The sequence below is a fragment of the Allobosea sp. genome, from assembly GCF_030695125.1.
In the GTDB taxonomy this organism is placed as follows: Bacteria; Pseudomonadota; Alphaproteobacteria; order Rhizobiales; family Beijerinckiaceae; genus Allobosea.
In genome coordinates, this window is record NZ_JAUYTP010000016.1 from 267,779 (window position 1) to 288,558 (window position 20,780).

General features: G+C 69.8%; 17 protein-coding genes. 10 read left to right on the forward strand and 7 right to left on the reverse strand.

The features are described from left to right. Position 1: 1 nt before the first annotated feature. Both Q8S38_RS04565 and Q8S38_RS04570 read left to right on the forward strand, forming a co-directional pair. The gene (locus Q8S38_RS04565; protein WP_305679235.1) at positions 2–802 is read left to right on the forward strand and encodes an inositol monophosphatase family protein; all 801 of its coding nucleotides are present in this window, start codon (positions 2–4) and stop codon (positions 800–802) included. Positions 803–992: 190 nt separating this feature from the next. Beyond that, on the forward strand, positions 993–2,720 hold the full coding sequence (locus Q8S38_RS04570; protein ID WP_305679236.1) for a Na/Pi cotransporter family protein: 1,728 nt from the start codon (positions 993–995) through the stop codon (positions 2,718–2,720). Positions 2,721–2,742: 22 nt separating this feature from the next. Here the strand turns inward: Q8S38_RS04570 and Q8S38_RS04575 are convergent, their stop codons facing one another. From Q8S38_RS04575 to Q8S38_RS04590, 4 genes are all read right to left on the reverse strand, one after another. Continuing rightward, complete coding sequence (locus tag Q8S38_RS04575; RefSeq protein ID WP_305679237.1) at positions 2,743–3,186, reverse strand: NUDIX hydrolase; 444 nt, start codon at positions 3,184–3,186, stop codon at positions 2,743–2,745. A 177-nt stretch (positions 3,187–3,363) separates the two neighbouring features. Next, entirely contained in the window at positions 3,364–4,653 is a 1,290-nt protein-coding gene (locus Q8S38_RS04580) for an ArgE/DapE family deacylase (protein WP_305679238.1), read from the reverse strand. Positions 4,654–4,810: 157 nt separating this feature from the next. Further along, a complete protein-coding gene (locus Q8S38_RS04585) occupies positions 4,811–5,206 on the reverse strand; it encodes a c-type cytochrome (protein WP_371125829.1) in 396 nt (131 codons plus the stop codon). Positions 5,207–5,327: 121 nt separating this feature from the next. Continuing rightward, positions 5,328–6,158 carry an alpha/beta fold hydrolase gene (locus Q8S38_RS04590; protein ID WP_305679239.1) on the reverse strand — a complete coding sequence of 277 codons (831 nt, stop codon included), beginning with the start codon at positions 6,156–6,158 and terminating at the stop codon, positions 5,328–5,330. A 314-nt stretch (positions 6,159–6,472) separates the two neighbouring features. Between Q8S38_RS04590 and Q8S38_RS04595 the strand changes: the two genes are divergently transcribed. The 5 genes from Q8S38_RS04595 to Q8S38_RS04615 all read left to right on the forward strand — a co-directional run bounded on the left by Q8S38_RS04595 (position 6,473) and on the right by Q8S38_RS04615 (position 12,307). Next, positions 6,473–7,123 carry a FecR family protein gene (locus Q8S38_RS04595; protein WP_305679240.1) on the forward strand — a complete coding sequence of 217 codons (651 nt, stop codon included), beginning with the start codon at positions 6,473–6,475 and terminating at the stop codon, positions 7,121–7,123. A gap of 1 nt (position 7,124) precedes the next feature. Continuing rightward, positions 7,125–7,823 (forward strand): Crp/Fnr family transcriptional regulator, encoded by a 699-nt coding sequence (locus Q8S38_RS04600; RefSeq protein ID WP_305679241.1) that lies wholly within the window; start codon positions 7,125–7,127, stop codon positions 7,821–7,823. Beyond that, positions 7,816–9,750: an adenylate/guanylate cyclase domain-containing protein gene (locus Q8S38_RS04605; RefSeq protein ID WP_305679242.1), complete on the forward strand. Its 1,935-nt coding sequence runs from the start codon at positions 7,816–7,818 to the stop codon at positions 9,748–9,750. The genes Q8S38_RS04600 and Q8S38_RS04605 overlap by 8 nt, the downstream gene beginning before the upstream one ends. A 212-nt stretch (positions 9,751–9,962) precedes the next feature. Next, on the forward strand, positions 9,963–11,153 hold the full coding sequence (locus tag Q8S38_RS04610) for an OmpA family protein (RefSeq protein ID WP_305679243.1): 1,191 nt from the start codon (positions 9,963–9,965) through the stop codon (positions 11,151–11,153). Next, on the forward strand, positions 11,150–12,307 hold the full coding sequence (locus tag Q8S38_RS04615) for a formylglycine-generating enzyme family protein (RefSeq protein WP_305679244.1): 1,158 nt from the start codon (positions 11,150–11,152) through the stop codon (positions 12,305–12,307). Before Q8S38_RS04610 ends, Q8S38_RS04615 begins: the two co-directional genes overlap by 4 nt. 5 nt (positions 12,308–12,312) lie before the next feature. Here the strand turns inward: Q8S38_RS04615 and Q8S38_RS04620 are convergent, their stop codons facing one another. Together Q8S38_RS04620 and Q8S38_RS04625 are read right to left on the reverse strand one after the other, a co-directional pair. After that, on the reverse strand, positions 12,313–14,229 hold the full coding sequence (locus Q8S38_RS04620; protein WP_305679245.1) for a TRAP transporter permease: 1,917 nt from the start codon (positions 14,227–14,229) through the stop codon (positions 12,313–12,315). 46 nt (positions 14,230–14,275) lie between these two features. Then, complete coding sequence (locus Q8S38_RS04625) at positions 14,276–15,259, reverse strand: TAXI family TRAP transporter solute-binding subunit (protein WP_305679246.1); 984 nt, start codon at positions 15,257–15,259, stop codon at positions 14,276–14,278. A gap of 452 nt (positions 15,260–15,711) precedes the next feature. Between Q8S38_RS04625 and nadC the strand changes: the two genes are divergently transcribed. Both nadC and phnN read left to right on the forward strand, forming a co-directional pair. Further along, a complete protein-coding gene (gene nadC / locus Q8S38_RS04630; RefSeq protein WP_305679247.1) occupies positions 15,712–16,545 on the forward strand; it encodes a carboxylating nicotinate-nucleotide diphosphorylase in 834 nt (277 codons plus the stop codon). Positions 16,546–16,561: 16 nt separating this feature from the next. After that, on the forward strand, positions 16,562–18,616 hold the full coding sequence (gene phnN / locus Q8S38_RS04635) for a phosphonate metabolism protein/1,5-bisphosphokinase (PRPP-forming) PhnN (RefSeq protein ID WP_305679248.1): 2,055 nt from the start codon (positions 16,562–16,564) through the stop codon (positions 18,614–18,616). Positions 18,617–18,768: 152 nt separating this feature from the next. Here the strand turns inward: phnN and Q8S38_RS04640 are convergent, their stop codons facing one another. Then, positions 18,769–19,269 carry an Lrp/AsnC family transcriptional regulator gene (locus Q8S38_RS04640; RefSeq protein ID WP_069053540.1) on the reverse strand — a complete coding sequence of 167 codons (501 nt, stop codon included), beginning with the start codon at positions 19,267–19,269 and terminating at the stop codon, positions 18,769–18,771. A gap of 227 nt (positions 19,270–19,496) precedes the next feature. Here Q8S38_RS04640 and Q8S38_RS04645 point away from each other — a divergent pair, with 227 nt between their 5' ends. Continuing rightward, the gene (locus tag Q8S38_RS04645; RefSeq protein WP_305679249.1) at positions 19,497–20,726 is read left to right on the forward strand and encodes a 3-methyl-2-oxobutanoate dehydrogenase (2-methylpropanoyl-transferring) subunit alpha; all 1,230 of its coding nucleotides are present in this window, start codon (positions 19,497–19,499) and stop codon (positions 20,724–20,726) included. Positions 20,727–20,780 lie beyond the last annotated feature (54 nt).

The window sequence follows — 20,780 nt, forward strand, 5'->3', positions numbered from 1 at the left end:
CATGACCCCGGCCGATCTCGAACTGCGCTACTATGCGGTGCTGGGCCTCGTCAGCGAGGCGAGCCGGATGGCGCTCGGCTATTTCAACCGGAGCGACAGCCTCGGCATCACCATGAAGGGCGCGCAGGACTGGCTGACGGTGGCCGACGGCGCGGTCGAGGACTTCCTGCGCCAGCGCCTTGCCGTGCTGTTTCCCACCGACGCGATCATCGGCGAGGAGGGTGGGGGGCAGGCGTCCGACGCGGTCTGGATCATCGACCCGATCGACGGCACGGCGAACTTCGCCCGCGGCGACCGCAACTGGTGCATCTCGATCGGCTTCCTGCGCAACGGCGTGCCGCAGATCGGCGTCATCGCGGCACCCGCTCTCGAGGAGGTCTACGCCGCGCGCCGGGGGCAGGGCGCCACCATGAACGGCCAGCCGATCCGGGTCTCCGGCGCGAGCGACATCAACCGCGCCTCTGTCGAACTGGGCTGGTCGACCCGCGTGCCCGCTGCCAGCTACCTCGCGGTGATCGAGCGCGGCTACAAGGCCGGCGCGGCGATGAAGCGCTCGGGCTCGGGCGCGCTCGGCATCTGCCATGTCGCCATCGGCCGCAGCGAGGCCTATGCCGAACTCCACATCAACGCTTGGGACGTCGCGGCGGGGCTGGTCATCGCCAGCGAGGCGGGCGCCGCGGTGAGCGATTTCTTCGCCGGGGACGGCATTGCCACGGGCAACCCCGTGCTGTGCTGCACGCCCGCACTCAGGGGGGACCTGGAGGCGATGACGGGCATCAGCTGCCGGCCTCGCGGTGATTGACCGGTCGCGGGCCGGACGGATGATCGCCTCCGCTGGGATCTGACGGCCCGGCCGCGCCGGAATGCTGAAAAAATGAGACTGGGCTGCCGTAAAATCAGCACTTTTTCCGCCCATGAGTGTTGAGTTGGCTAATGAAAAAGACAGGATTGTTCGTTAGCGTGGGGCTCGACCCCGGAGAAAAGCCCCGACGATGACGAGCACGAGCGACAGCGCCACCGCGATCCTGATCCACCTCGCCGGTGGCGTGGCGCTGCTGATCTGGGCGGTCAGGCTGGTGCGCACGGGCGCGATGCGCGCCTTCGGCTCGTCGCTGCGCCAGGCACTCCAGAGCTTCACCCGCAACCGCTTCGCGGCCTTCGGCAGCGGCGTCGCCGTGACGATGGTCCTGCAGAGCTCGACGGCGACGTCGCTGCTGGTGTCCTCTTTCGCCGGACGCAAGCTCATCGCCCCGGCCATGGCGCTGGCGGTGCTGCTGGGCGCCAATCTCGGCACCTCGGTCGCCGCCTTCGTCATTTCGCTGGATCTGGGCTGGCTGTGGGGCCTGTGCCTGGCGCTGGGCGTCGCGCTGTATCTGGGCCATGAGGCGATGGACCGCGCCCGCAACATCGGCCGCGTGCTGGTCGGCATCGGCCTGATCCTGCTCTCGCTGATCGAGCTCAACGCGGCGGCCGCCCCGCTGGCGCAGTCGCCGACCTTCCGGACCCTGCTCGGCGCGCTGGGCGACGAGCCGCTGCTGGCCGTGCTCGTTGCGGTCGCGGCGACCTGGCTCACCCACTCCAGCATCGCCATCATCCTGCTGATCGCGACCTTCGCCGCCTCCGGGCTGTTCCCGCCGGCCACCGCTGTGGCGCTGGTCATCGGCGCCAATCTCGGCAACGCCCTTATTCCTGTGCTCGACCAGCTCGGCGCTCCCATGGCGCAGCGCCGGGCCGCTGTCGCCAATCTGGTGACGCGCTTCATACTCGCACTGATGGTGCTGCCCTTCGTCGGCCCACTCTCTGGCTGGCTGCTGGCGCTGCCCCTGCCCGACATCCGCCTCGCCATCGAGTTCCACGTCGCGCTGAACCTCATCGGTGCGCTGCTGTTCCTGCCCTTCGTCACCCCCATTGCCGCCTTGGTCGGCCGCCTGATGCCCGACAAGGACACGGCCGAGACCGCGGTCGCGCCACGCTATCTCGACCCCAACGTGCTCGACAGCCCGACCGAGGCGCTGGCCTGCGCGATGCGCGAGGCGCTCCATCTCGGCGATCGCGTCGAGACGATGCTGCGGGATACGATGACGCTGCTGGAGAAGGACGAGCTCAAGCTGTCGCGCGCCATCGCGCAGGCCGATGACGGGGTGGATTCCATCCATGAGGCGATCAAGCTCTATCTCGTGCGGGTCTCGCGCAACGAGTTGACGGATGAGGAAGGGCGCCGCCTGCTCGAAATCATCACGCTGATCACCAATCTCGAGCATATCGGCGACATCATCGACAAGAACCTGCGCGAACTCGCGGAGAAGAAGATCCGCAAGCGCTATGCCTTCTCGGCCGAGGGGCTTGCGGAGATCCGCGGCTTCCACCAGCGCGTCGCATCGGGGCTCGCGCTCGCGCTCAACGTCTTCGCGACGCGGGATCTGGCGCTGGCGCGGCAGCTCTTCGCCGAGAAGGCGACGATGCGCGATGCCGAGCGGCAGGCGACCGAAAGCCATTTCCAGCGGCTGCGCAGCGGCCGCCCCGAATCGATCGAGACCAGCGCCATCCATCTCGACATCATCCGCGATCTCAAGCGGATCCACGGCCACATCGCCTCGATCGGCTACCCGATCCTGGAGAGCGCCAATGCGCTACGCGAGAGCCGGTTGCTGGAGACCAAGGAAGCCAGGGCGCGCCAGGCGCGCGACGAACTCCTGCCGGCGCCGCAGCCTGGCGGCTGAGCCGACGGCAGGCCGTTTCCGTTCAGGCGGCCAGCGCCAGCGTGACGTTGCGCAGCGCGGTGGCGAGTTCCGGCTCGTCGACGAGATCGGCGGCATCGTCGAGGCTGAACCACTGGCTGCGGCGCTGCGCCTGCTCCGGCCAGGTGTCGAGCTGGCGGTCCACCTCGAGCAGATACAGCGTCACGTCGCACAGGATGAAGTGGTCGGACATCCGCTTCCAGTAGGTGTAGCGGCCGGCCGGTTCGGGCAGGATCCGGCCGATGACGCCAGCTTCCTCGAAGGCCTCCCGCGCCGCGGCCTCCGCCGGCGTCAGCCCCTTGATCGGCCAACCCTTGGGAACGATCCAGCGCTGGGTCGTGCGTGAGGTCACGAGCATGACTTCCGGCGCGCCGCCTGCGAGGCGACGGACCGGCATGGCCGCGATCTGCGCCCGGATCTCTCCGGGGGGACGCTTCGACTTCTTCATCGCTGGGTCGTGCCCTCCCTTTCCATAGCCCGCCGACGCGACCGATTCGGCGCATTCAGTCAGCGATACAGATATTGCGCCGAAGCGCTAAGATGGAAAGAGCATTCCACACGCCGACATGCTGCATTTGGGGGCTCGGGCCGGTGAAACAAGGGGCATGCGGCAGAGAGGCCGCGCTCAGCCGGGCACGGTTTCCAGCCCGCACCATTCCGCGACGAACAGCGCCATCGACCCGGTGATCCGCTTCAGCGAGGCGAGGCTGACGCGCTCGTCGAAGGCATGGATGGCCTCGCCCATCGGGCCGTAGCAGAGCGCCGGAATCTCGTCGTAGAGCGCATGCACGCGGGCATCGAGATAGGCCGGCGTCATGAAGGATTGCAGCGGCTTGCCGAGCGCGGCCTGATGCGCGCGGCCGAGCACGGCTTCGGCTTCGCTGCCGGGTTCCAGCACATAGCCCTCGGCCCAGAAGCCGTTGAAGGTCACCTTGGGCGGGTTGTTGGCGAGGAAACTGTCGGCCCGCGACGCCGCCCGGATGCAGTCCTCGATGCGCTGCGCGATCTCCTGCGCTGTGACGCCGGGGTAGAGCCCGACGCGGCAATCGACCCGGCACCAGCACGGCACCGAGGAGGCCCAGTCGCCGCCCTCGATCTTGCCGATGTTGAGGTTGATCGGATGCGCCTGGTCCTCGAAATGCGCGCGGCCGGCCTTCTCGGCGTTGAACTCCTCCTCGAGCCTGCGCAGCGCGGCGATCACCCGGTAGGCGGCGTCGATCGCATTGGCGCCGGCCCCCATTTCGCGGACATGAACCGGCACGCCGCGCACCTCGAACTGGAACCAGATCACGCCGGCATTGGCCCGCGCCAGCATCTCGTATTCCGGCTCCGGGATCAGCGCGGCCTGGGCGCGATAGCCGCGCAGATGCGTCATCAGAGCGCCGTTGCCGGTCGATTCCTCCTCGACCACCGATTCCAGATACAGCGTTGCCGCTGGCTGCAGGCCGATGCGCCTGAGCGCGTCGAGGCAGGCGAAATTGGCGCCGTGCCCGGCCTTCATGTCGGCGCTGCCGCGGCCATAGAGCCAGTCGCCATCGATCACGGGGTCGAAGGGCGCATGGGTCCACTGGTCGACGGGGCCGGTCGGCACCACATCGACATGCGCCTGCAGGATCAGCGAGCGCCCGGTCTCCGCGCGCGGGTGATGGATGCCGACCACGATCGGCGCGTCGGAGTGATGTTCGGAGAACGGCGCGCCGCCCGGATGGGCCTTGATCGCCGCCTCGTCCATCTTGAAGCGGTCCAGGGTGAAGCCGCGGTCCTTCAGGGCCCGGAAGACGAAATCCTGGCAGGCATGCTCCTCGCCACGCAGCGAGGGAAACCGGATCAGCTCCTGCGTGAAGGCGATCTGCTCGGCGAACCCGGCCTCGACGGAGGCGAGGATCCGGTCACGAAGGGCGGGGTCGAGCGGCATGGGCGGAGCTCCTGAGGCGCATCACGACCGGGCTCGAGCCGAGCCGGGCTGGACGCCATCATGCTGCCGATGCGCGCGGGCGGGAACAGTCACCCGCACCCGCCGCGCATACCCCCGCCGCGCATCGATCGCCGGCGGGGCGGAGCCGGCTGCGATGTTAGAGCTTCTTGCCGTCCGCGCCGAACTGCTTGAGGAAGGCGGTCAGATCGACGATCTCCTTCTCGTTCTTGATGCCGGCGAACACCATCTTCGTGCCGGGAATCCTGGCGCGCGGATCCTTGATGTAGTCGGCGAAGACCGCCTCGTCCCAGGTGATGCCCGAATTCTTGTTGGCGGCCGAATAGCTGTAGCCCTCGACCGAGCCGGCCACGCGCCCGAACAAACCGTTCATCTGCGGGCCGACGATATTCTTGGCGCCTTCGCCGATCTGGTGGCAGGCGCGGCACTTGTTCCAGGAGCGCTCGCCGGCAGCGAGATCCTGGGCGGCGGCGGGCAGGGCCATGACGGGGGCGATCAGGGTGGCCAGTAGCGCGAAACGGACGACGGCGTGCATGGATGTCCTCGTTGGAGCAGAGCCCCGACGGTTCTGCGCCCGGGCCTCGCTCCGGGAATAGTCCAACCCCGCGCCCTGGCTAGGGGCCAATTCGACGCGGGCCCACGGCGTCGCGGCGCCTTCAGGCGAGCCGGCCGATCCAGTCGGCGATGGTGGAGGTGAACGCGTCGGGCCGCGAGATCGGGAAGAGATGGCCGCCGGTGTCGAGCATCGTCTTGCTGCAGCCGGGCAGGGCGGCGGCGAGTTCCTCCTGCAGAAAGGCCGGAACGACCATGTCGTCGCGCGCGCCCAGCACCAGGGTGGGCATGGCGAGCGATCCGGCCTGCGCGGCGCCGTCGAAGGCGAGCAGCGCATCGATGCGCTCGCGCATCACGGCCTGCGCGGCAGCCGTTTTCGGCGCCGCCGCGAGCGCAGCCTCGTAGATGTGCCAGTTCGCTTCGATCCAGGCCGGCGGATAGGCGCACAACACCGAGCTGGCGGCATAGGCTTGCGGATGGCTGGCGAGGATCTCGCGGCGGGCGCCGAAATAGCCGGCCATGTAGCGGCTCGGCTTCAGCCAGCTACCGCTCAGGATCAGGCCCTCAATCCGTGCGGGCGCCAGCTTCGCGAGCGACTGGGCGATGCAACCGCCGGTCGAATGCCCCAGCACCACGGCACGCTCGATCCCCGCCCCGTCGAGGACGCTCAGGCAGTCGCGCGCCAGTTCCTCGATGCTGCAGGGCGCGCTTCCGCGCGTACTGGCCTCGATTCCCCGCTGATCGAAGCGGACCACACGAAAGGAGCGGCCCAGGGCCTCGGCGCTGCCGGTCCAGAATCCGGCGCTGCCGCCGAGACCCGTGACCAGCAGCAGCGGCCGTCCCCGCCCTTCCACCAGCACGCGCAGCGAGGCGCCGTCGGCGGTGGTGACGACGAGTTGGGCGCCGCTGGTCCGGTCGGGATGGTCCTGGATCATCGGCAGCCCTCGTTCAAAGCCGGCACGCAGCGGCCGGTCAACGTCGCGAGGATGACGCAGGCGGAGCGCGCCCGCCATGGCAGCAACGGCGGGGGCGAGACGCAGTCGGCGCAGGGCGAACGGCAATATTGTGCAGCGCGAGAGCGGGAATGAACCCGAAACACGGCCGCAGCGACCATCATGTCGGGGGTCTCCCTGGCGGGGCGCATGCGGTGGTCTTGCAGGCATGCCTTGACCGCATGGGCGAGATCATGGGGAAGATGCAGCTGAGGCCGGGACGGGCACGGCCGGGACGACGAGGCGAAGGCATCCAGATGACGCAGGGCGGGGTAAGGGATGATGGCGCCGCGACGATCGATCGTCGGCGCCTGCTGCAGGCGACGTCGCTGCTGGGCATCGCGGGCTTGCCTGCCGCGGCGCTGGCACAGGCCGGGGGACCGGCCGCGGCCGGGCTGGTGACCGATCTGCGCGGGGACGCCATGGCCCAACGCAACGAGGCCCGCCGCAGGCTTTCGGCCGACGGCCCGGTCTTCGTCGGCGACCGCGTCGAAACCGGCGATGGCGCTCGCGCCGGTTTCCGGCTCGGCCGGGCGACGGAGCTGCGTCTCGGCGAGAACGCCCGCATCACCATCGACCGTTTCATCGTCGATGCCGGCGGCACCATCACGCTCGGCGCCGGCGCGCTTCTGGTCGACAAGCCGCCCGGCAGCGAGACGGGCCGCATCCGGGTGCGGTCGTCCTACGGGCTGATCGCCGTGCGGGGCACGCGCTTCTTTGCCGGGCCCAGCAACGGCGTCTTCGGCGTCTTCGTCGCCCGCGGCGAGGTCGCGGTGCGGGCCGGCGGCCGCGAGGTCGTGCTCACCTCGGGCGAGGGCACGGACATCGCCAGCCGGGGCGCACCGCCGACACCCGCACGGGCCTGGGGCGAGGCCCGCATCCGCGACGCCCTGGCGCAGATCGCCTGAGATGGACCAGGCCGCCATCGCCGCGATGCTGGGCGAGGCCGCGATCTTCGCGCGGCTGTCGCCCGAGGCGCTGCTCGCCTGCGCCGCCGAGTTCCGCGAACAGCGCTTCGACCAGGGCCAGATGCTGTTTGCCCGCGGCGATGCCGGCGACCGCCTCATCCTCGTCGCCGAGGGCCGGGTCCGCCTGGCGGTCACGACGGAGGACGGGCGCGAACTCAGCGTGCGCCACGCCGTCGGCGGCGAACTGCTCGGCGAGATCGCCGTGCTCGACGGCGGTGCGCGCAGCGCCGACGCGGTCGCCCTGACGGCGGTGCTGGCTTACAGTCTGAGACGGGCGCCCTTCGAGCAGCTGGTCGCGCGCTATCCCGCCCTGTCGGCCGGCATCATCGCCTTCCTGTGCCGCCGGCTGCGCCAGACCACAGACCAGCTCGAAGGCATCGCGCTTTATTCGATCGAGGTCAGGCTGGCGCGCTTTCTCCTGGTCGGGCTGGCGGGTCGCAAGCCTGCGCCGGGCAAGCGCGTCCCGCTCGACATGGCCTTCTCGCAGGGCGAGCTGGCGCAGCTGCTCGGCGCCAGCCGGCCGAAGGTCAATGCCGCGCTGGGCTCGCTGGAACAGGCGGGCGCGATCCACCGCACTGCAGACCGGATCTTCTGCGACCCCGACCTGCTGGCGAAGCTGGCCGGCATCGGCGATGGCTGAACGCCGGCCCGCGCTGTCGCGCCCGGTCCTCGCGGGGCTGATCGCCGGCCTCGCCGTCGTGCTGCTGTCGCTGGCGGCGCCGTCCGCTTGGCGCGAATGGCCGCAGGAGCGCCTCTTCGACGCGATGCTGGGCGCTGTTTCCGGCGGTCGCATCGCCGCCTCGGACACGAAAATCGCCCTCGTCGCGATCGACACCGCCAGCCTGGAGGCCGTCGGCCCCTGGCCTTGGCCACGCGAGACGATCGCGCGGCTGATCGCGGCGGTGACCGAGGCCAGGCCTGCCGCCATCGCGCTCGATATCCTGCTGGCGGGCGACGACACGCGCTCGCCGGCCGCGCTCGCGCGCCAGCTGGCGCTCACCACCGGGCGGGCGGATCTCGCCGCGCTGGCGCCGACGCTGGAGGATGGCGACAAGGCGCTGGCCGAAGCGGCCGGCGCGGGCCCCGTCGCGCTCGGCTGGGTTCTCGATCCGCGCGGGCGCGATGCGGTCGCTGAGGTGCCGGTGCTGAGCCGGGACGGCGTCATGCTGCCATCGCTCTGGCGCGAAAGCGGCGCCACCGGCCCGCCGCCCGCGCTGGCCGCGCAGGCAGCGGGCTCGGGCACGCTGTCGCTGCCCGGGGATCAGGATGGTCTGGTGCGGCGCGTGCCGCTCTTCGTCGCGGTCGACGATCGTCTTCGCCCGGGGCTGGCGCTGGAGGCCTTGCGGCTGGCCTCGGGCGCCTCGGGCTACCTTCTGTCGCCCGCGCCGCTGCGGCTCGGCATCGGCGCGCTGACGCGTCCGCTCCCGCCCGATGGTCTGCTGCGTCTCGTGCCGGGTTCGGGCACAGCCGTGACGCTGCGCGCCTCCGATCTGCTGCTGGGCCAGGCCGATCTCGCGGCGCTGGCGGGCGCCATCGTCCTGATCGGCGGCGCGGCTCCCGAACTCGGGGCCCTGCGGGCGAGCGCACGCGATCCGCTGACGCCGTCCTCGCTTCTGCAGGCGGATGCGATCCGCCAGCTCGCGGCCGGCGTCGTGCCGCAGCGTCCCGCTGGAGCCTTTGCGATGGAAGTCCTGGCCGCGCTGCTGGTCCTTGTCGCCGCGGTCGGGCTCGCCCGCCGCCTGCGCCCGGCGATGGCCACGCTGGTCATGGCGGCGCTCCTGGTCGCGCTGCTGGGCCTCGCCATGGCGCTCGCGGCGGCCGACTTGCTCTTCGACCCGCTGCTGCCGGCGCTTGCGGGGCTGCTCGCCTTCCTCGCGACCTCGCTCGCCAGTTTCTCCGAGACGCGTCTGCGCGAAGCCCGCCTGCGCCGGCGTTTCGAGCAGCATCTGGCGCCGGGCGTCGTCGAGCGCATCGTTGCCAGCCCGTCCAGCCTGAAGCTGTCGGGCGAGCGGCGCGAGATCACCGCGCTCTTCACCGATATCGAGGGCTTCACCCAGACGACGCGCGACAGCGGGCCCGAACAGCTCGTAAGCGTGCTGGACGGCTATTTCGAGGGCGTTACCCGCATCGTCGGGGAGCATGGCGGCATGGTCGACAAGCTGGTCGGGGACGCCGTCCACGCCTTCTTCAACGCGCCGCTGGACCTGCCGGACCATCCCCGGCGCGCGCTGGCCTGTGCCGTTGAGATCCTCGACTGGACGGAACGCTATCGCGCCGACGGTCTCGCGGCGGCGATCGGGCTCGGCCGGACGCGGCAGGGCATCGAGACCGGCATCGCGATCGTCGGGGACGTCGGCGTCGGCGCCAAGCTCGACTACACCGCCCATGGCGATGCAGTGAACACGGCGGCGCGGCTCGAAGCCCTCAACAAGGAGCTGGGCTCGTCGATCTGCATCGGGCCGGTGGCGGGCCAGCGCTGCGGCGCGGCGTTGGTGCGCCCGCTCGGCCGCGTCGAACTGCGCGGCCTGGGCGAGATCGCGGTCTTCACCTCGTCATCCGCAGGCTGATGCCGCAGGGTCGGCTGCGCCGCTGTTCCCCGGGGGACAGTCATCGCGATGATATCGATGCAATCTCTTCTCATGGCGCCTCCGCTCGGCACAGCACCGGGCCGCAGGATTGCTCGAAAAAAGGAGATCACGTTATGGTCCAGTTCTCGATCCATCTTCGTCGGCGTCCGGGCGCAGAGCAGGACTTCGACGGTGTTCGCCGGAGCCGCCGCATGACCCTTCGTTGCCTGACGACCGCCGTCATGCTGGCTCTCGCCGCCGTCGGCAGCGCGCCGGCCGCGATCGCCCAGCCCGTCGCCGCGGCCCGCGCTCCGGCGCTGGTGCCGCTCGAACAGGCCTTCATGAAGGCCGCGACCGATCTCTTCGCCAAGCTTCCCGCCAGCGGCGGCGAGGTCACGCTGGTCATCGATCCGCTGATCGACGGCGTCACCGGCATCCAGTCGGCCGCGACGCGCGGGTTCGACAGGCGCATCGCGGCGCTGGTCGCCGAGCGCTACCCGCATGTGAAGATCCTCGCCTTCACGCCCGAAAACGTCGCCAAGGCCCGCTTCGTCTTCATCGGCACCTTCAACACCATCAACAATGCCGGCCAGCCCGGCGGCGAGCGCGACGCCTTCTGGATCTGCTTTGCCCTGGTCGAGCGCGAGGCCAAGACGGTCTATGCCCGCAGCGTCGCCCGCTCCGTCGTCGGCGATGTCGATATCGCCCCGGCGGCGTCCTATGCCGACACCCCGGTCTGGGGGCTGGATGCGGCGACCCGGGCCTATATCGAGGCCTGCCAGAAGTCGCAGCCCGGCACGCCGGTGTCGGCGGCCTATCTCGACCAGCTCGGCGCCGCAGCCCGCATCCGCGAGGCCGGTGCGGCTTACGAGGCCGGCGACCATGCCCGCGCCCGCGATCTCTACCAGGAGGCCAAGCAGCAGCCCGGCGGCGACCAGCTGCGCGTGCTGAACGGGCTCTATCTCTCCTATGCGGCGCTCGGCGCCACCAGCGAGGCCGACCAGACCTTCGGCCAGATGGTCGAGCGCGGCTTTTCGCTCGGGCAGCTCGGGGTCAAGTTCCTGTTCGAGCCGAACTCGACCGCCTTCAACGCCGACCGCAGGCTGTCGGCCCGTTATCCCGACTGGCTGCGCGAGATCGCGACACGGGCGACCAAGGCGGGCGTCTGCCTCGATGTCGTCGGCCATGCCAGCCGCACCGGCCCGGAAGCCTTGAACGACCGCCTCTCGCGCGACCGTGCCGAGCGCATCGCCACGCTGATGGCCGGCCAGGCGCCCGGCATTGCCCAGCGCCTGCGCCCCTCCGGCGTCGGTTTTCGCGAGGCGCTGGTCGGTCTGCCGCGCGACGACGCCAGCACGGCGGTCGATCGCCGCGTCGAATTCAAGACCGCGCCCTGCGCATGAGCGCGGCTCGCCAGGCGCCGGGCTTGCAGCAGCGCTGCCGGCCCGGCGCCGCCCCGGCATGGCTCGCGGGTGTCGCCGCGCTGGGTCTGCTGACGGCGGCGGGTCCGGTTCGGGCTCAGCAAGGCCTGCCCCCGGCGGGCACTCCCGTTCCCACGCTGAAGCTGATCCCGGTCGCGCCACCGCCGGATCCCGCCGCCGATATGGCCAAGCGCATCGCTGCCACCACCGACCGCGCGGCGCTGCTCGAATTGCTGGCCGCCGGGGTCGATAAGGCGCGGATCACGGCGCGGCTGGTGGCCCTTGGTTTCATTGATCTCGCGGCCGGCAGCACGCGGCTCTGGGTCAAGCCGGGATCTGGCGAAGTCTTTCGCGACTGCGCCGATTGCCCGGACCTCGTGCTGGTGCCCGATGGCGATGTCCGCATGCAGCTCTCGACCGGCGCCAAGCCGCGCCTCGTCGAGGTCACCGTGCCGCAACCCTTCGCAGTCGGGCGCTTCGAGGTCACGAAAGCCCAGTACCGTGCCTTCGTGGCGCAGTCGGGCCATGTCGTCGAACTCGGCTGCCATGTCCGCGCGCCCGTCTGGAAGCTCGACCCGACGCTGTCCTGGCAGGACCCGGGCTTCCCGCAGACCGATGACGACCCCGTCGCCTGCATCAGCCATGGCGACGCCAAGGCCTATCTCGCCTGGCTGTCGAAGCGCAGCGGCCAGCGCTACCGGCTTCTGACCGACCCCGAATGGCACCATGTCGCGGCAGCCTCGGCCAAGGAGATGGCCGACCCGGCGCGCCTCTGCGCCATCGGCAACGGCGCCGACGAGACCGCCAAGCTGGCCAACCCGTCCTGGACGGTGGCGCCATGCCGCGACGGTTTCCGCAATACGGCACCCGTCGGCCGCTTCGCCGCCAGCGCCTGGGGGCTCGGCGATCTCAGCGGCAATCTCTGGGAGTGGGTCGACACCTGCCCGCCCGACCCGTCGGTGCCGGGCCAGCCCTTCCCGCCGCCGATCTGCCGCGAGGAGGAGGGCCGAATCCTCAGGGGCGGTTCATGGGCCGATCCGCCGGCGGCGCGCACGCTGGATTCCCGCATCGTCAGCGAGCCCGGCATTCGCGACCAGGTTGCCGGTTTCCGCGTCGCGCGCGATCTCGGAAACTGATCGCGTCAGGCGATCCTCGGCATCCGCGGCGCGGCCTTGCGGCCGGCCCACAGCCACACCGTCACGGCGGCGAGCAGCACGGATCCGACGATTTCGGTCGTCGCGATCGGCAGGAACAGGCAGACCCCCGCGATCAGCAGCAGGGCGCGCTTCACGCGGTCCAGCATGACGATGAAATAGCCCTCGAAGGCCGCGTTGAGCGCCAGCACGCCCAGCGCCGCGGTGCCGGCCGAGATCACGATCTGCTCGGTCGATCCGATCAGGAGCAGCGCGGGCTGATAGATGAAGACGAAGGGCAGGAGGAAGGCGACCATCGCGATCCGGCAGGCGACGATCGCGATCATCACCGGATTGGCCTTGGCGATCGAGGCCGCCGCGAACGCCGCCACCGCCACGGGCGGCGTGATCGCCGACATCGAGGCGATGTAGACGATGAAGAGATGCGCCGGCAGCACCGCGATCCCGAGCGCGATCAGGGCGGGCGCCGCCAGCACGGCAGACAGCGCATAGACCGCCGGGGTCGGCATGCCCATGCCCAGCACGATGATGACCATGGCGGCGACGAGGATGGTCAGGATCGGGCTGCCGCCGGACATGTGAAACAGCCCGGAGCTGATCTTGCCGGTCAGATCCGTCATCGACAGCGTGCCGACGACGAGCCCGGCGATGGCGCAGGCGACGCCGACGCCGATCATCCCGCGCATGCCGTCGCTGAGGCCGAAGAACAGCGTCCGGGCGAGCCGCAACGGGTTAGGCTGCCGCAGCAGCGCGACGGGCAGAAGCGCCGCGCAGGCGATGGCCCCGGCGAAGGAGGGCCGGTTGAGGCTCAGCACGCCCCAGACCAGCAGGCCGATCGGCAGCAGAAAGGCCCAGTCGCGCCGCAGCACGGCGAGGATGGAGGGCGTCTCGCCTTCCGACATCGGCTGGAGCCCGTCGCGATGTGCCTTGAAATGCGCGGCGAGGAAGACCGACAGGTAGTAGAGCAGCGCCGGGATCAGCGCCGACAGGGCGATCGTCGCATAGGGGATGCCGGTGAAGTCCGTCATCAGGAAGGCGGCCGAGCCCATCACCGGCGGCAACAGCGCCCCGCCGGTCGAGGCCGCGGATTCGACCGCGCCCGCATAGGTCCGGCTGACCCCGGTCTTGATCATCAGCGGGATGCTGAACGAGCCGGTGGTGACGACATCGGCCGTCGGCGATCCCGAGATCGAGCCGTAGAGGCCCGACGACACGACCGCAACCTTGCTCGCGCCGCCGACCTGCTTGCCGACGAGGCTGTTGGCGACGTCGTAGAAGAAATCGGCGCCGCCGATCCGGTCGAGCAGCGCGCCGAAGATCACGAAGACGACGACCAGGAAGGCCGCGACCTCGAGCGCCGGCCCGAACAGGCCGTTCGTCGAGAAGACGAGGTGGTCGACGATCTCCTGCGCGTTGAAGCCGCGATGGGCGAAAGAACCCGTCAGTCGGTTGCCGAAGATCGCATAGGCCAGGAAGGTCGCGACGAGCACGACGAGGATCATGCCGATGCAGCGCCGCGTCGCCTCCATCACCAGGCCGATCAGCACCAGCGACGCGGCGATGTCGAGGCGGGAGAGTTCGTCGATCATCGGCAGCCGCATCTCGTGGACCGGCTGCATCGCGATGAAATAGCCGCAGCACAGCACCGACAACGCGGTCAGCCCCCAGGCCGGCCAGGAGCGGCCGGTCGGGCGCAGCGGGTTGGCCGTGGTCGTCAGGAAGGCGAGCGCCAGCACGCCGCCCAGGAAGAGAAACAGCGCGATCTCGCGTTTGACGTACCAGCCGAAGGCCATCGCCAGCAGCAGGAGCCCGATGGCGACGCCGATGAGATGAACCGCCCATTGCTCCGGCCCGTCGAGCCGGCGCGATCGACCCGGTGCGAGCAGCTTCAGCAGGACGGGCATCGGCGTACCTCGGGACAGCGGCGGCGAGCGGGCGCGGTGGCCGCCGTCACTTCAATACGCCGGCCTTCCGAAAGGCGCTCTCTGCACCGGGATGGAGCGCGAGCGGGGCCACCTGGGTCAGGTTGACCGGCTCCAGACGGGCGAGCGTCGCATGCGCCTGCTTGAGATAGTCGAAATGCTTCAGCATGCCGTTGACGATCAGGGCCGCATCCTCGTCCTTCATCTCCGTCGAGGCGAACAGGACGACGCTGCCCGTGACCGTCGGGATCGCGGCGGGCTGGAACGGATAGGTGCCGGCGGGAACCGTGATCGCCGCCGTGCCGAGCAGGGCGCCGAGCTTGGCGCTCGCCTCCGGGCTGATGCCGAGCATCTTGACCTTCATCTCGCGGGTCGCGCTGTTGATCTGGCCGGACGGGAAGGCGAGCATGTTGATGATGATGTCGACCTGGCCGTTCTTCATCATCTCCAGGCCGGCATTGTAATCGACATGGTGGATGCGCCCGCCCCAGCCCTCGATGTCCTTGGCGGTGATGCCATAGGCCTTGAACACCTCCTCGCCGGTCACGGCCATCAGCGTGCCGCGCTGGTTGAGCGCGATCCGCACCGGCTTCTTGGCGGCGAGGATGCTCTCGAAGCTCTCGATGCCGGCGTCTTCGCGCACGAGGATCTGCACGGCCGCCTGCGGGTCGATCAGAGCGATGGCGCGCAGATTGGTCACGGGGGCCTTGAACGGCTCCTCGCCGGCCTGCGCCCGCTTGATCAGCTGCGCATGGGCGATGCCGAGCTCGACCTTGCCGGTCGAGACGAGCTGGATGTTGGCAGCCTCACGGCCAGGCTCGTAGCCGAAGGAGGCGCCCGGCGATTCGCGCCGGATCGTCTCGCCGATGGCGTTGCCGATGGCGCTCCAGGCGCCGCCGACGGATCCGCCGGTCAGGGTGATCTTCTTGGCGGGAGCGGTCTGCGCAGCGGCGAGCCCCCCCCCGAGCGCCAGCGCACCCACCACCAGCGATGCGAAAGCCAGTCTCTTCATGGTCATCCTCCCAGCTCGGTGTCGGGCCACGGCCCGACAGCGGGCCGCGCGACCGAAGACCGCCGGCCGATGCCGCCGGCGGATGATATGACGTAGCGGCCGTTCCCCGGCGGCTTCAAGCCGCCTTGTCGAATGCTGACTTGCGCAGCACGAGCCAGAGTTTGTTGGTGTGCATACGGGTTGTCAATGCTGTTCGTCGCTCGATCAGGCCACGTATGCGTCAGTCAATCTTTACAACCTGCACGCGACAGCAGCCCCTTTTTCGCTGAAATCGTCGTGCCGGACGCCTGGGCGGCAGTCCTCGCAAGACATCGTTCCAATCGCTGCTTGACACGTGCAAGCTCGCTTCGCATCGTTGGTACACAAACAGTCATCAAATCGGGGAGGCCGTGCTATTCGCTCCCCATGGCGAAGCCTGCGCGAGCTGGCGGGGCACAGGGCAGGGGCTGAGCATGTATGACCGTTTCACCACCCAGCGGCTGATCGACCTCTGGCTGAGCGAGGACATCGGTTCCTGCGACCTGACCGTCCAGCTCATGATCGAGCCGACGGAAACCGGCGCCTTCCGCATGAACGCCCGCGAGCCGATGGTGCTGGCGGGCATCGACGTCGCGGCCGCCGTCTTCGCCCGCTACGAGCCGCGGCTGTCGGTCAAGGTCGAGGCCGCGGATGGCGACCGCGTCGAGAAGGGCGCGACGCTGATCCTCGTCGAGGGGCCGGCCCAGGGCATCCTCACCGCCGAGCGCACGGCGCTCAACATCGTCCAGCGGCTCTCCGGCATCGCCACCGAGACCGCGCGCTATGTCGACATCATCAAGGGCACGAACGCCCGGCTGATCGACACCCGCAAGACCACGCCCGGCCTGCGCATGCTGGAGAAGCACGCGGTCGCCTGCGGCGGCGGGCTGAACCATCGCCTCGGGCTCGATAACGGCGTGATGATCAAGGACAACCACATCGCCGTCTGCGGCGGCATCGCCCAGGCGGTCGAGCGCGCCCGGCGCAAGCTGCCTGTCCTGACCAAGCTCGAGGTCGAGTGCGACCGGCTGGAGCAGGTGCGCGAGGCGGTCGCCGCCGGTGCCGACGTCATCATGCTCGACAACATGCCTGTGCCGGAGATGAAGGAGGCGGTGGCCTATGTCGCCGGCCGCGCCAAGCTGGAGGCCTCGGGCGGCATCCGCTACGAGACGATCCGCGCCATCGCCGAGACCGGCGTGGACTACATCTCCACCAGCAAGATCACCCAGTCGGCGCCCGCCGTGGACATCGGGCTCGACGAGGCCTGAAGGCGACCGGAACTCCATGCGGCCAGGCATCCTCTTCGTCGTCGTCGGGCCAAGCGGGGCCGGCAAGGATACACTGATGGACGGGGCCCGGCGGGCCCTGGCGCAGGGTGGGCGCTTCGGCTTCGCGCGTCGCCTGATCACCCGCCCGGCCGATGCCGGCGGCGAGGATCACGAGGCGATCGACGAGGCCAGTTTCGCCGCGCTCGCGGCCGCCGGCGGGCTGCTGGTCTCCTGGCAGGCGCATGGGCTGCATTACGGGCTGCGCGCCGGGCTGCGGGATGAGCTTCTCGCCGGCCGCCACATCGTCGCCAATGGCTCGCGCGGCGTTCTGGAGACGCTCGCCGGCGCCGTGCCGCGGCTGATCATCATCAACGTCACCGCCTCGCCCGAGACGCTCGCCCGCCGCCTCGCCTCCCGCGGGCGCGAGACGGCAGACGACATCGCCGCGCGGCTCGCCCGCAAGCCGCCGCAATGGCCTGATGGCATCGAGACCATCACCGTCTCCAATGACGGAACGGTCGAGGAGGGCATCGAGCATTTCCTCGCCGCCATCGACGCCGCCACGCGCCGCCTCTCGCTCAAACCCGTACCGATCGATGGCTGGCGCGACAGCATCGCCTATCTGCCACGCGACAGCCTCATCGGCGTCGCGGATTTCGACGGGCCGGGCAAGGTCGATGTGGCGGGCCCCATCGAGCGGGATGGAACCCGCCGCAGCATCCGCGCCCGCGTCAACGTCGTCGAGCCCGGCTGGCTGCTGCAGCCGCACGAGATCGGCCTGTCGCGCGAGGCCTTCGCGCAGCTTGGCCTGCCCGAAGGCAGCGAGATCACGCTGACGCGCACGCCGCCGCAGCACAGCCGCGATGCGCTGCGCGCCAAGATCCAGGGCGCCGAACTCGCTGCCGCCGACTATGCCATGCTGCTGCGCGACATCGTCGAGGGCCGCTACCCGGAAGGCGAGATCTCGGCTTTCCTCGTCGCCGCGACACGCTCGCTCAGCGATGCCGAGGTCGCGGCGCTCGCGAGCGTGCGCGCCGGGTTCTCGACGCCGCTGCGCTGGGACGAGCCGATCGTCGTCGACAAGCATTCGATGGGTGGCATCCCCGGCAGCCGGATTACGCTCATCGTCGCGCCGATCGTTGCCGCCCATGGGCTGGCCATGCCCAAGACCTCCTCGCGCGCCATCACCTCGGCCGCCGGCACGGCCGATGCGATGGAGGTGCTGGCCAGGGTCGATCTGACGGAGGACGATGTCCGCCGCACGGTGGCGCAGGCGCGCGCCTGCATCGCCTGGAATGGCCGCCTCAACCATTCCGCCGTCGACGACGTGATGAACGCGATCACGCGCCCGCTCGGCATCGATTCCAACCGCTGGTCGGTCGCCTCGATCATCTCGAAGAAGCTCACCGCCGGCTCGACCCATGTCGTGGTCGACCTGCCCTATGGCCGCCGCGCCAAGCTCCACAGCGAGGCGGAGGCTCGGGAACTCGGCGCGCTGTTCGAGAGCGTGGGGCGTTCCGTCGGCCTGCATGTCGAGGCGGTCGCCACCTGCGGTGCGGGGCCGATCGGGCGCGGCATCGGGCCTGCGCTCGAAGTCCGCGACGTGCTCTGGGTGCTGGAGGGCGATGCGCAGGCTCCGGCCGATCTGCGCGAGAAGGCGCTCGACTTCGCCGGCCGCATCCTCGCCTGGGACCCCGCCATCGGCACCCGGGACAAGGGCCGCGCGCGGGCGGCCGAACTCCTTGCCTCGGGCGCGGCGCGCGCCGCTCTGGACGGCATCATTGCGGCGCAGGGCCGCCGCGACATCGTGGCGAAGCCCGCCGCCCTGACCCACACCATGCGCGCGCCCCGCGCCGGGCGGATCAGCGAGATCGACGGCTGGCGCATCGCCGGCATCGCACGCCGCGCCGGCGCCCCCTTCGACAAGAGCGCCGGCATCGACCTGCTGCGCGCGGTCGGCGACGACGTCACGGCCGGCGAGGGGTTGTTCACCATCCACGCCGCGGCCGCGCCCGATCTGGAGGCGGCGGTGGCGCTGGCGGCTGCGGATGAGGGGTTCGTGCTGGGATAGCGGGCACGTTGTTGTCCGACTGAAACGCGGGTCATCCCGGACGCAGCGAAGCGGAGATCCGGGATCCATTCCGGAGCGCTGACGGAGAGGTTCCGGAATGGGTCCCGGTCAAGCCCGGGACGACCTCGCGGGTTCGGGCGGGCTCAATCCCCTCACGGCCGCGGCATCTTCAGCGGGTCGATCGAGATCGCGCGCTTCAGCGTGCGCAAGCCGAAGGTCGTGCGCGTCTGGCGGATGCCGGGGATGCGGTAGAGCGTCTCGCGCAGGAAGCGCTCGTAATGGTCGGTGCCGCTGACGACGACCTTGACGAGATAGTCGTATTCACCGGTGACGAGATAGGCCTCGACCACCTCCGGAATCCGGGTCAGCGCCTCGCCGAAATGGTCGAGGATCTTGTCGTCATGCTTGTCGAGCGTGATCTCGACGAAGACGACATTGCCGAAGCCCAGCGCCTTCTGGTCGAGCACCGCGACGTATTTCTCGATCGCCCCGCTCTCCTCCAGCCGCTTCACCCGGGTCCAGCAGGGCGAGGGCGAAAGCCCGACCTTTTCGGCGAGCGCATTGACGGTCAGACGGCCGTCCTCCTGCAGCGCGGAGAGAATCCGCAGATCGGTGGCATCCGGTTCATCGCTCCGGCGGTTGCGCGGTATCACGGAACATCATCCTGCTTTGTGAGTAGAAGACAGAAGATATTTCCGTAGACGGTTCCGGACGCAACTGATTTCGACAGGAATCTCCGCCGGCTCCGGGCTAGCCTGACGGCAAGAGGGATGCGTCGCCGCTTGCGACCAAAGCCCCGCGGAAACGGACGGCTTGCCGTCCGGCCCGGACGGCGGAATGCTGGCCGACCGGACGATATGGCGGATCAGGGACGGAGCGCATGACCGACACACCCCTTCGCTTTCACGTGCCGCAGCCGGCGTCCCGCCCAGGCGAGCAGCCCGACTTCTCCCATGTCGTGATCCCCAAGGCGGGCTCGGTGGAGCGCCCGCCGGTCGATGTCGACCCCAAGGACATTCGCGACCTCGCCTATTCGATCATCCGCGTGCTGGATCGCGAGGGTCAGGCTGTCGGCCCTTGGGTGCCCGATCTCAGCCCCGACGATCTGATCCGGGGCCTGCGCCACATGATGACGCTGCGCAGCTTCGATGCGCGCATGCAGATGGCCCAGCGCCAGGGCAAGACCTCCTTCTACATGCAGCACACCGGCGAGGAGGCAGTGAGCTGCGCCTTCCGCATCGCGCTGTCGGACGGCGACATGAACTTCCCGACCTATCGCCAGGCGGGGCTGCTGATCGCCCATGAGTATCCGCTCGTCGACATGATGTGCCAGATCTACTCCAACGGGCGCGACCCGCTGAAGGGCCGCCAGCTGCCGGTGATGTACTCCTCCAAGGAGAGCGGCTTCTTCTCGATCTCGGGCAACCTCACCACGCAGTTCGTCCAGGCTGTCGGCTGGGCCATGGCCTCCGCGATCAAGGGCGACACCAAGATCGCCGCCGCCTGGGTTGGCGACGGCTCGACCGCCGAATCGGATTTCCACGCCGCGCTCGTCTTCGCCTCGACCTATAAGGCGCCCGTCGTCCTCAACGTCGTCAACAACCAATGGGCGATCTCGACCTTCCAGGGCATCGCGCGTGGCGGCTCGGGCACCTTCGCGGCGCGCGGCTTGGGCTTCGGCATCCCGGCTCTGCGCGTCGACGGCAACGACTACCTCGCGGTCTACGCCGCGGCGCAATGGGCCATCGAGCGCGCCCGCCGCAATCTCGGGCCGACGCTCGTCGAATACGTCACTTACCGTGCCGGCGCGCATTCGACCTCGGACGACCCCTCCGCCTATCGGCCCAAGCAGGAATCCGACGGCTGGCCGCTGGGCGATCCGCTGCTTCGGCTGAAGGAGCACCTGATCGCGATCGGCGCCTGGAGCGAGGAGCGCCACACGCAGACGCAGGCCGAGATCCTGGAGACGGTGATCGCCGCGCAGAAGGAGGCCGAGAGCTTCGGCACGCTGCATTCCGGCGGCAAGCCCTCGGCGCGCGACATGTTCGAGGGCGTCTATGCCGAGCTGCCGCCGCATCTGCGCCGCCAGCGCCAGCAGCTGGGGGTGTGAGGATGGCCTCGGCACGCGAGCATCACGCCGTCATTGCGAGGAGCGCAGCGACGA

Bases quoted from the DNA above. Each gene is read 5' to 3' on its own strand.
- Q8S38_RS04570 (WP_305679236.1), top strand. From the start codon at position 993: ATGACGAGCACGAGCGACAGCGCCACCGCGATCCTGATCCACCTCGCC.
- Q8S38_RS04600 (WP_305679241.1), top strand. From the start codon at position 7,125: ATGGACCAGGCCGCCATCGCCGCGATGCTGGGCGAGGCCGCGATCTTC.
- Q8S38_RS04580 (WP_305679238.1), bottom strand. From the start codon at position 4,653: ATGCCGCTCGACCCCGCCCTTCGTGACCGGATCCTCGCCTCCGTCGAG.
- Q8S38_RS04595 (WP_305679240.1), top strand. From the start codon at position 6,473: ATGACGCAGGGCGGGGTAAGGGATGATGGCGCCGCGACGATCGATCGT.
- nadC (WP_305679247.1), top strand. From the start codon at position 15,712: ATGTATGACCGTTTCACCACCCAGCGGCTGATCGACCTCTGGCTGAGC.
- Q8S38_RS04620 (WP_305679245.1), bottom strand. From the start codon at position 14,229: ATGCCCGTCCTGCTGAAGCTGCTCGCACCGGGTCGATCGCGCCGGCTC.
- Q8S38_RS04625 (WP_305679246.1), bottom strand. From the start codon at position 15,259: ATGAAGAGACTGGCTTTCGCATCGCTGGTGGTGGGTGCGCTGGCGCTC.
- phnN (WP_305679248.1), top strand. From the start codon at position 16,562: ATGCGGCCAGGCATCCTCTTCGTCGTCGTCGGGCCAAGCGGGGCCGGC.
- Q8S38_RS04605 (WP_305679242.1), top strand. From the start codon at position 7,816: ATGGCTGAACGCCGGCCCGCGCTGTCGCGCCCGGTCCTCGCGGGGCTG.
- Q8S38_RS04585 (WP_371125829.1), bottom strand. From the start codon at position 5,206: ATGCACGCCGTCGTCCGTTTCGCGCTACTGGCCACCCTGATCGCCCCC.
- Q8S38_RS04615 (WP_305679244.1), top strand. From the start codon at position 11,150: ATGAGCGCGGCTCGCCAGGCGCCGGGCTTGCAGCAGCGCTGCCGGCCC.
- Q8S38_RS04565 (WP_305679235.1), top strand. From the start codon at position 2: ATGACCCCGGCCGATCTCGAACTGCGCTACTATGCGGTGCTGGGCCTC.
- Q8S38_RS04610 (WP_305679243.1), top strand. From the start codon at position 9,963: ATGACCCTTCGTTGCCTGACGACCGCCGTCATGCTGGCTCTCGCCGCC.
- Q8S38_RS04590 (WP_305679239.1), bottom strand. From the start codon at position 6,158: ATGATCCAGGACCATCCCGACCGGACCAGCGGCGCCCAACTCGTCGTC.
- Q8S38_RS04645 (WP_305679249.1), top strand. From the start codon at position 19,497: ATGACCGACACACCCCTTCGCTTTCACGTGCCGCAGCCGGCGTCCCGC.
- Q8S38_RS04575 (WP_305679237.1), bottom strand. From the start codon at position 3,186: ATGAAGAAGTCGAAGCGTCCCCCCGGAGAGATCCGGGCGCAGATCGCG.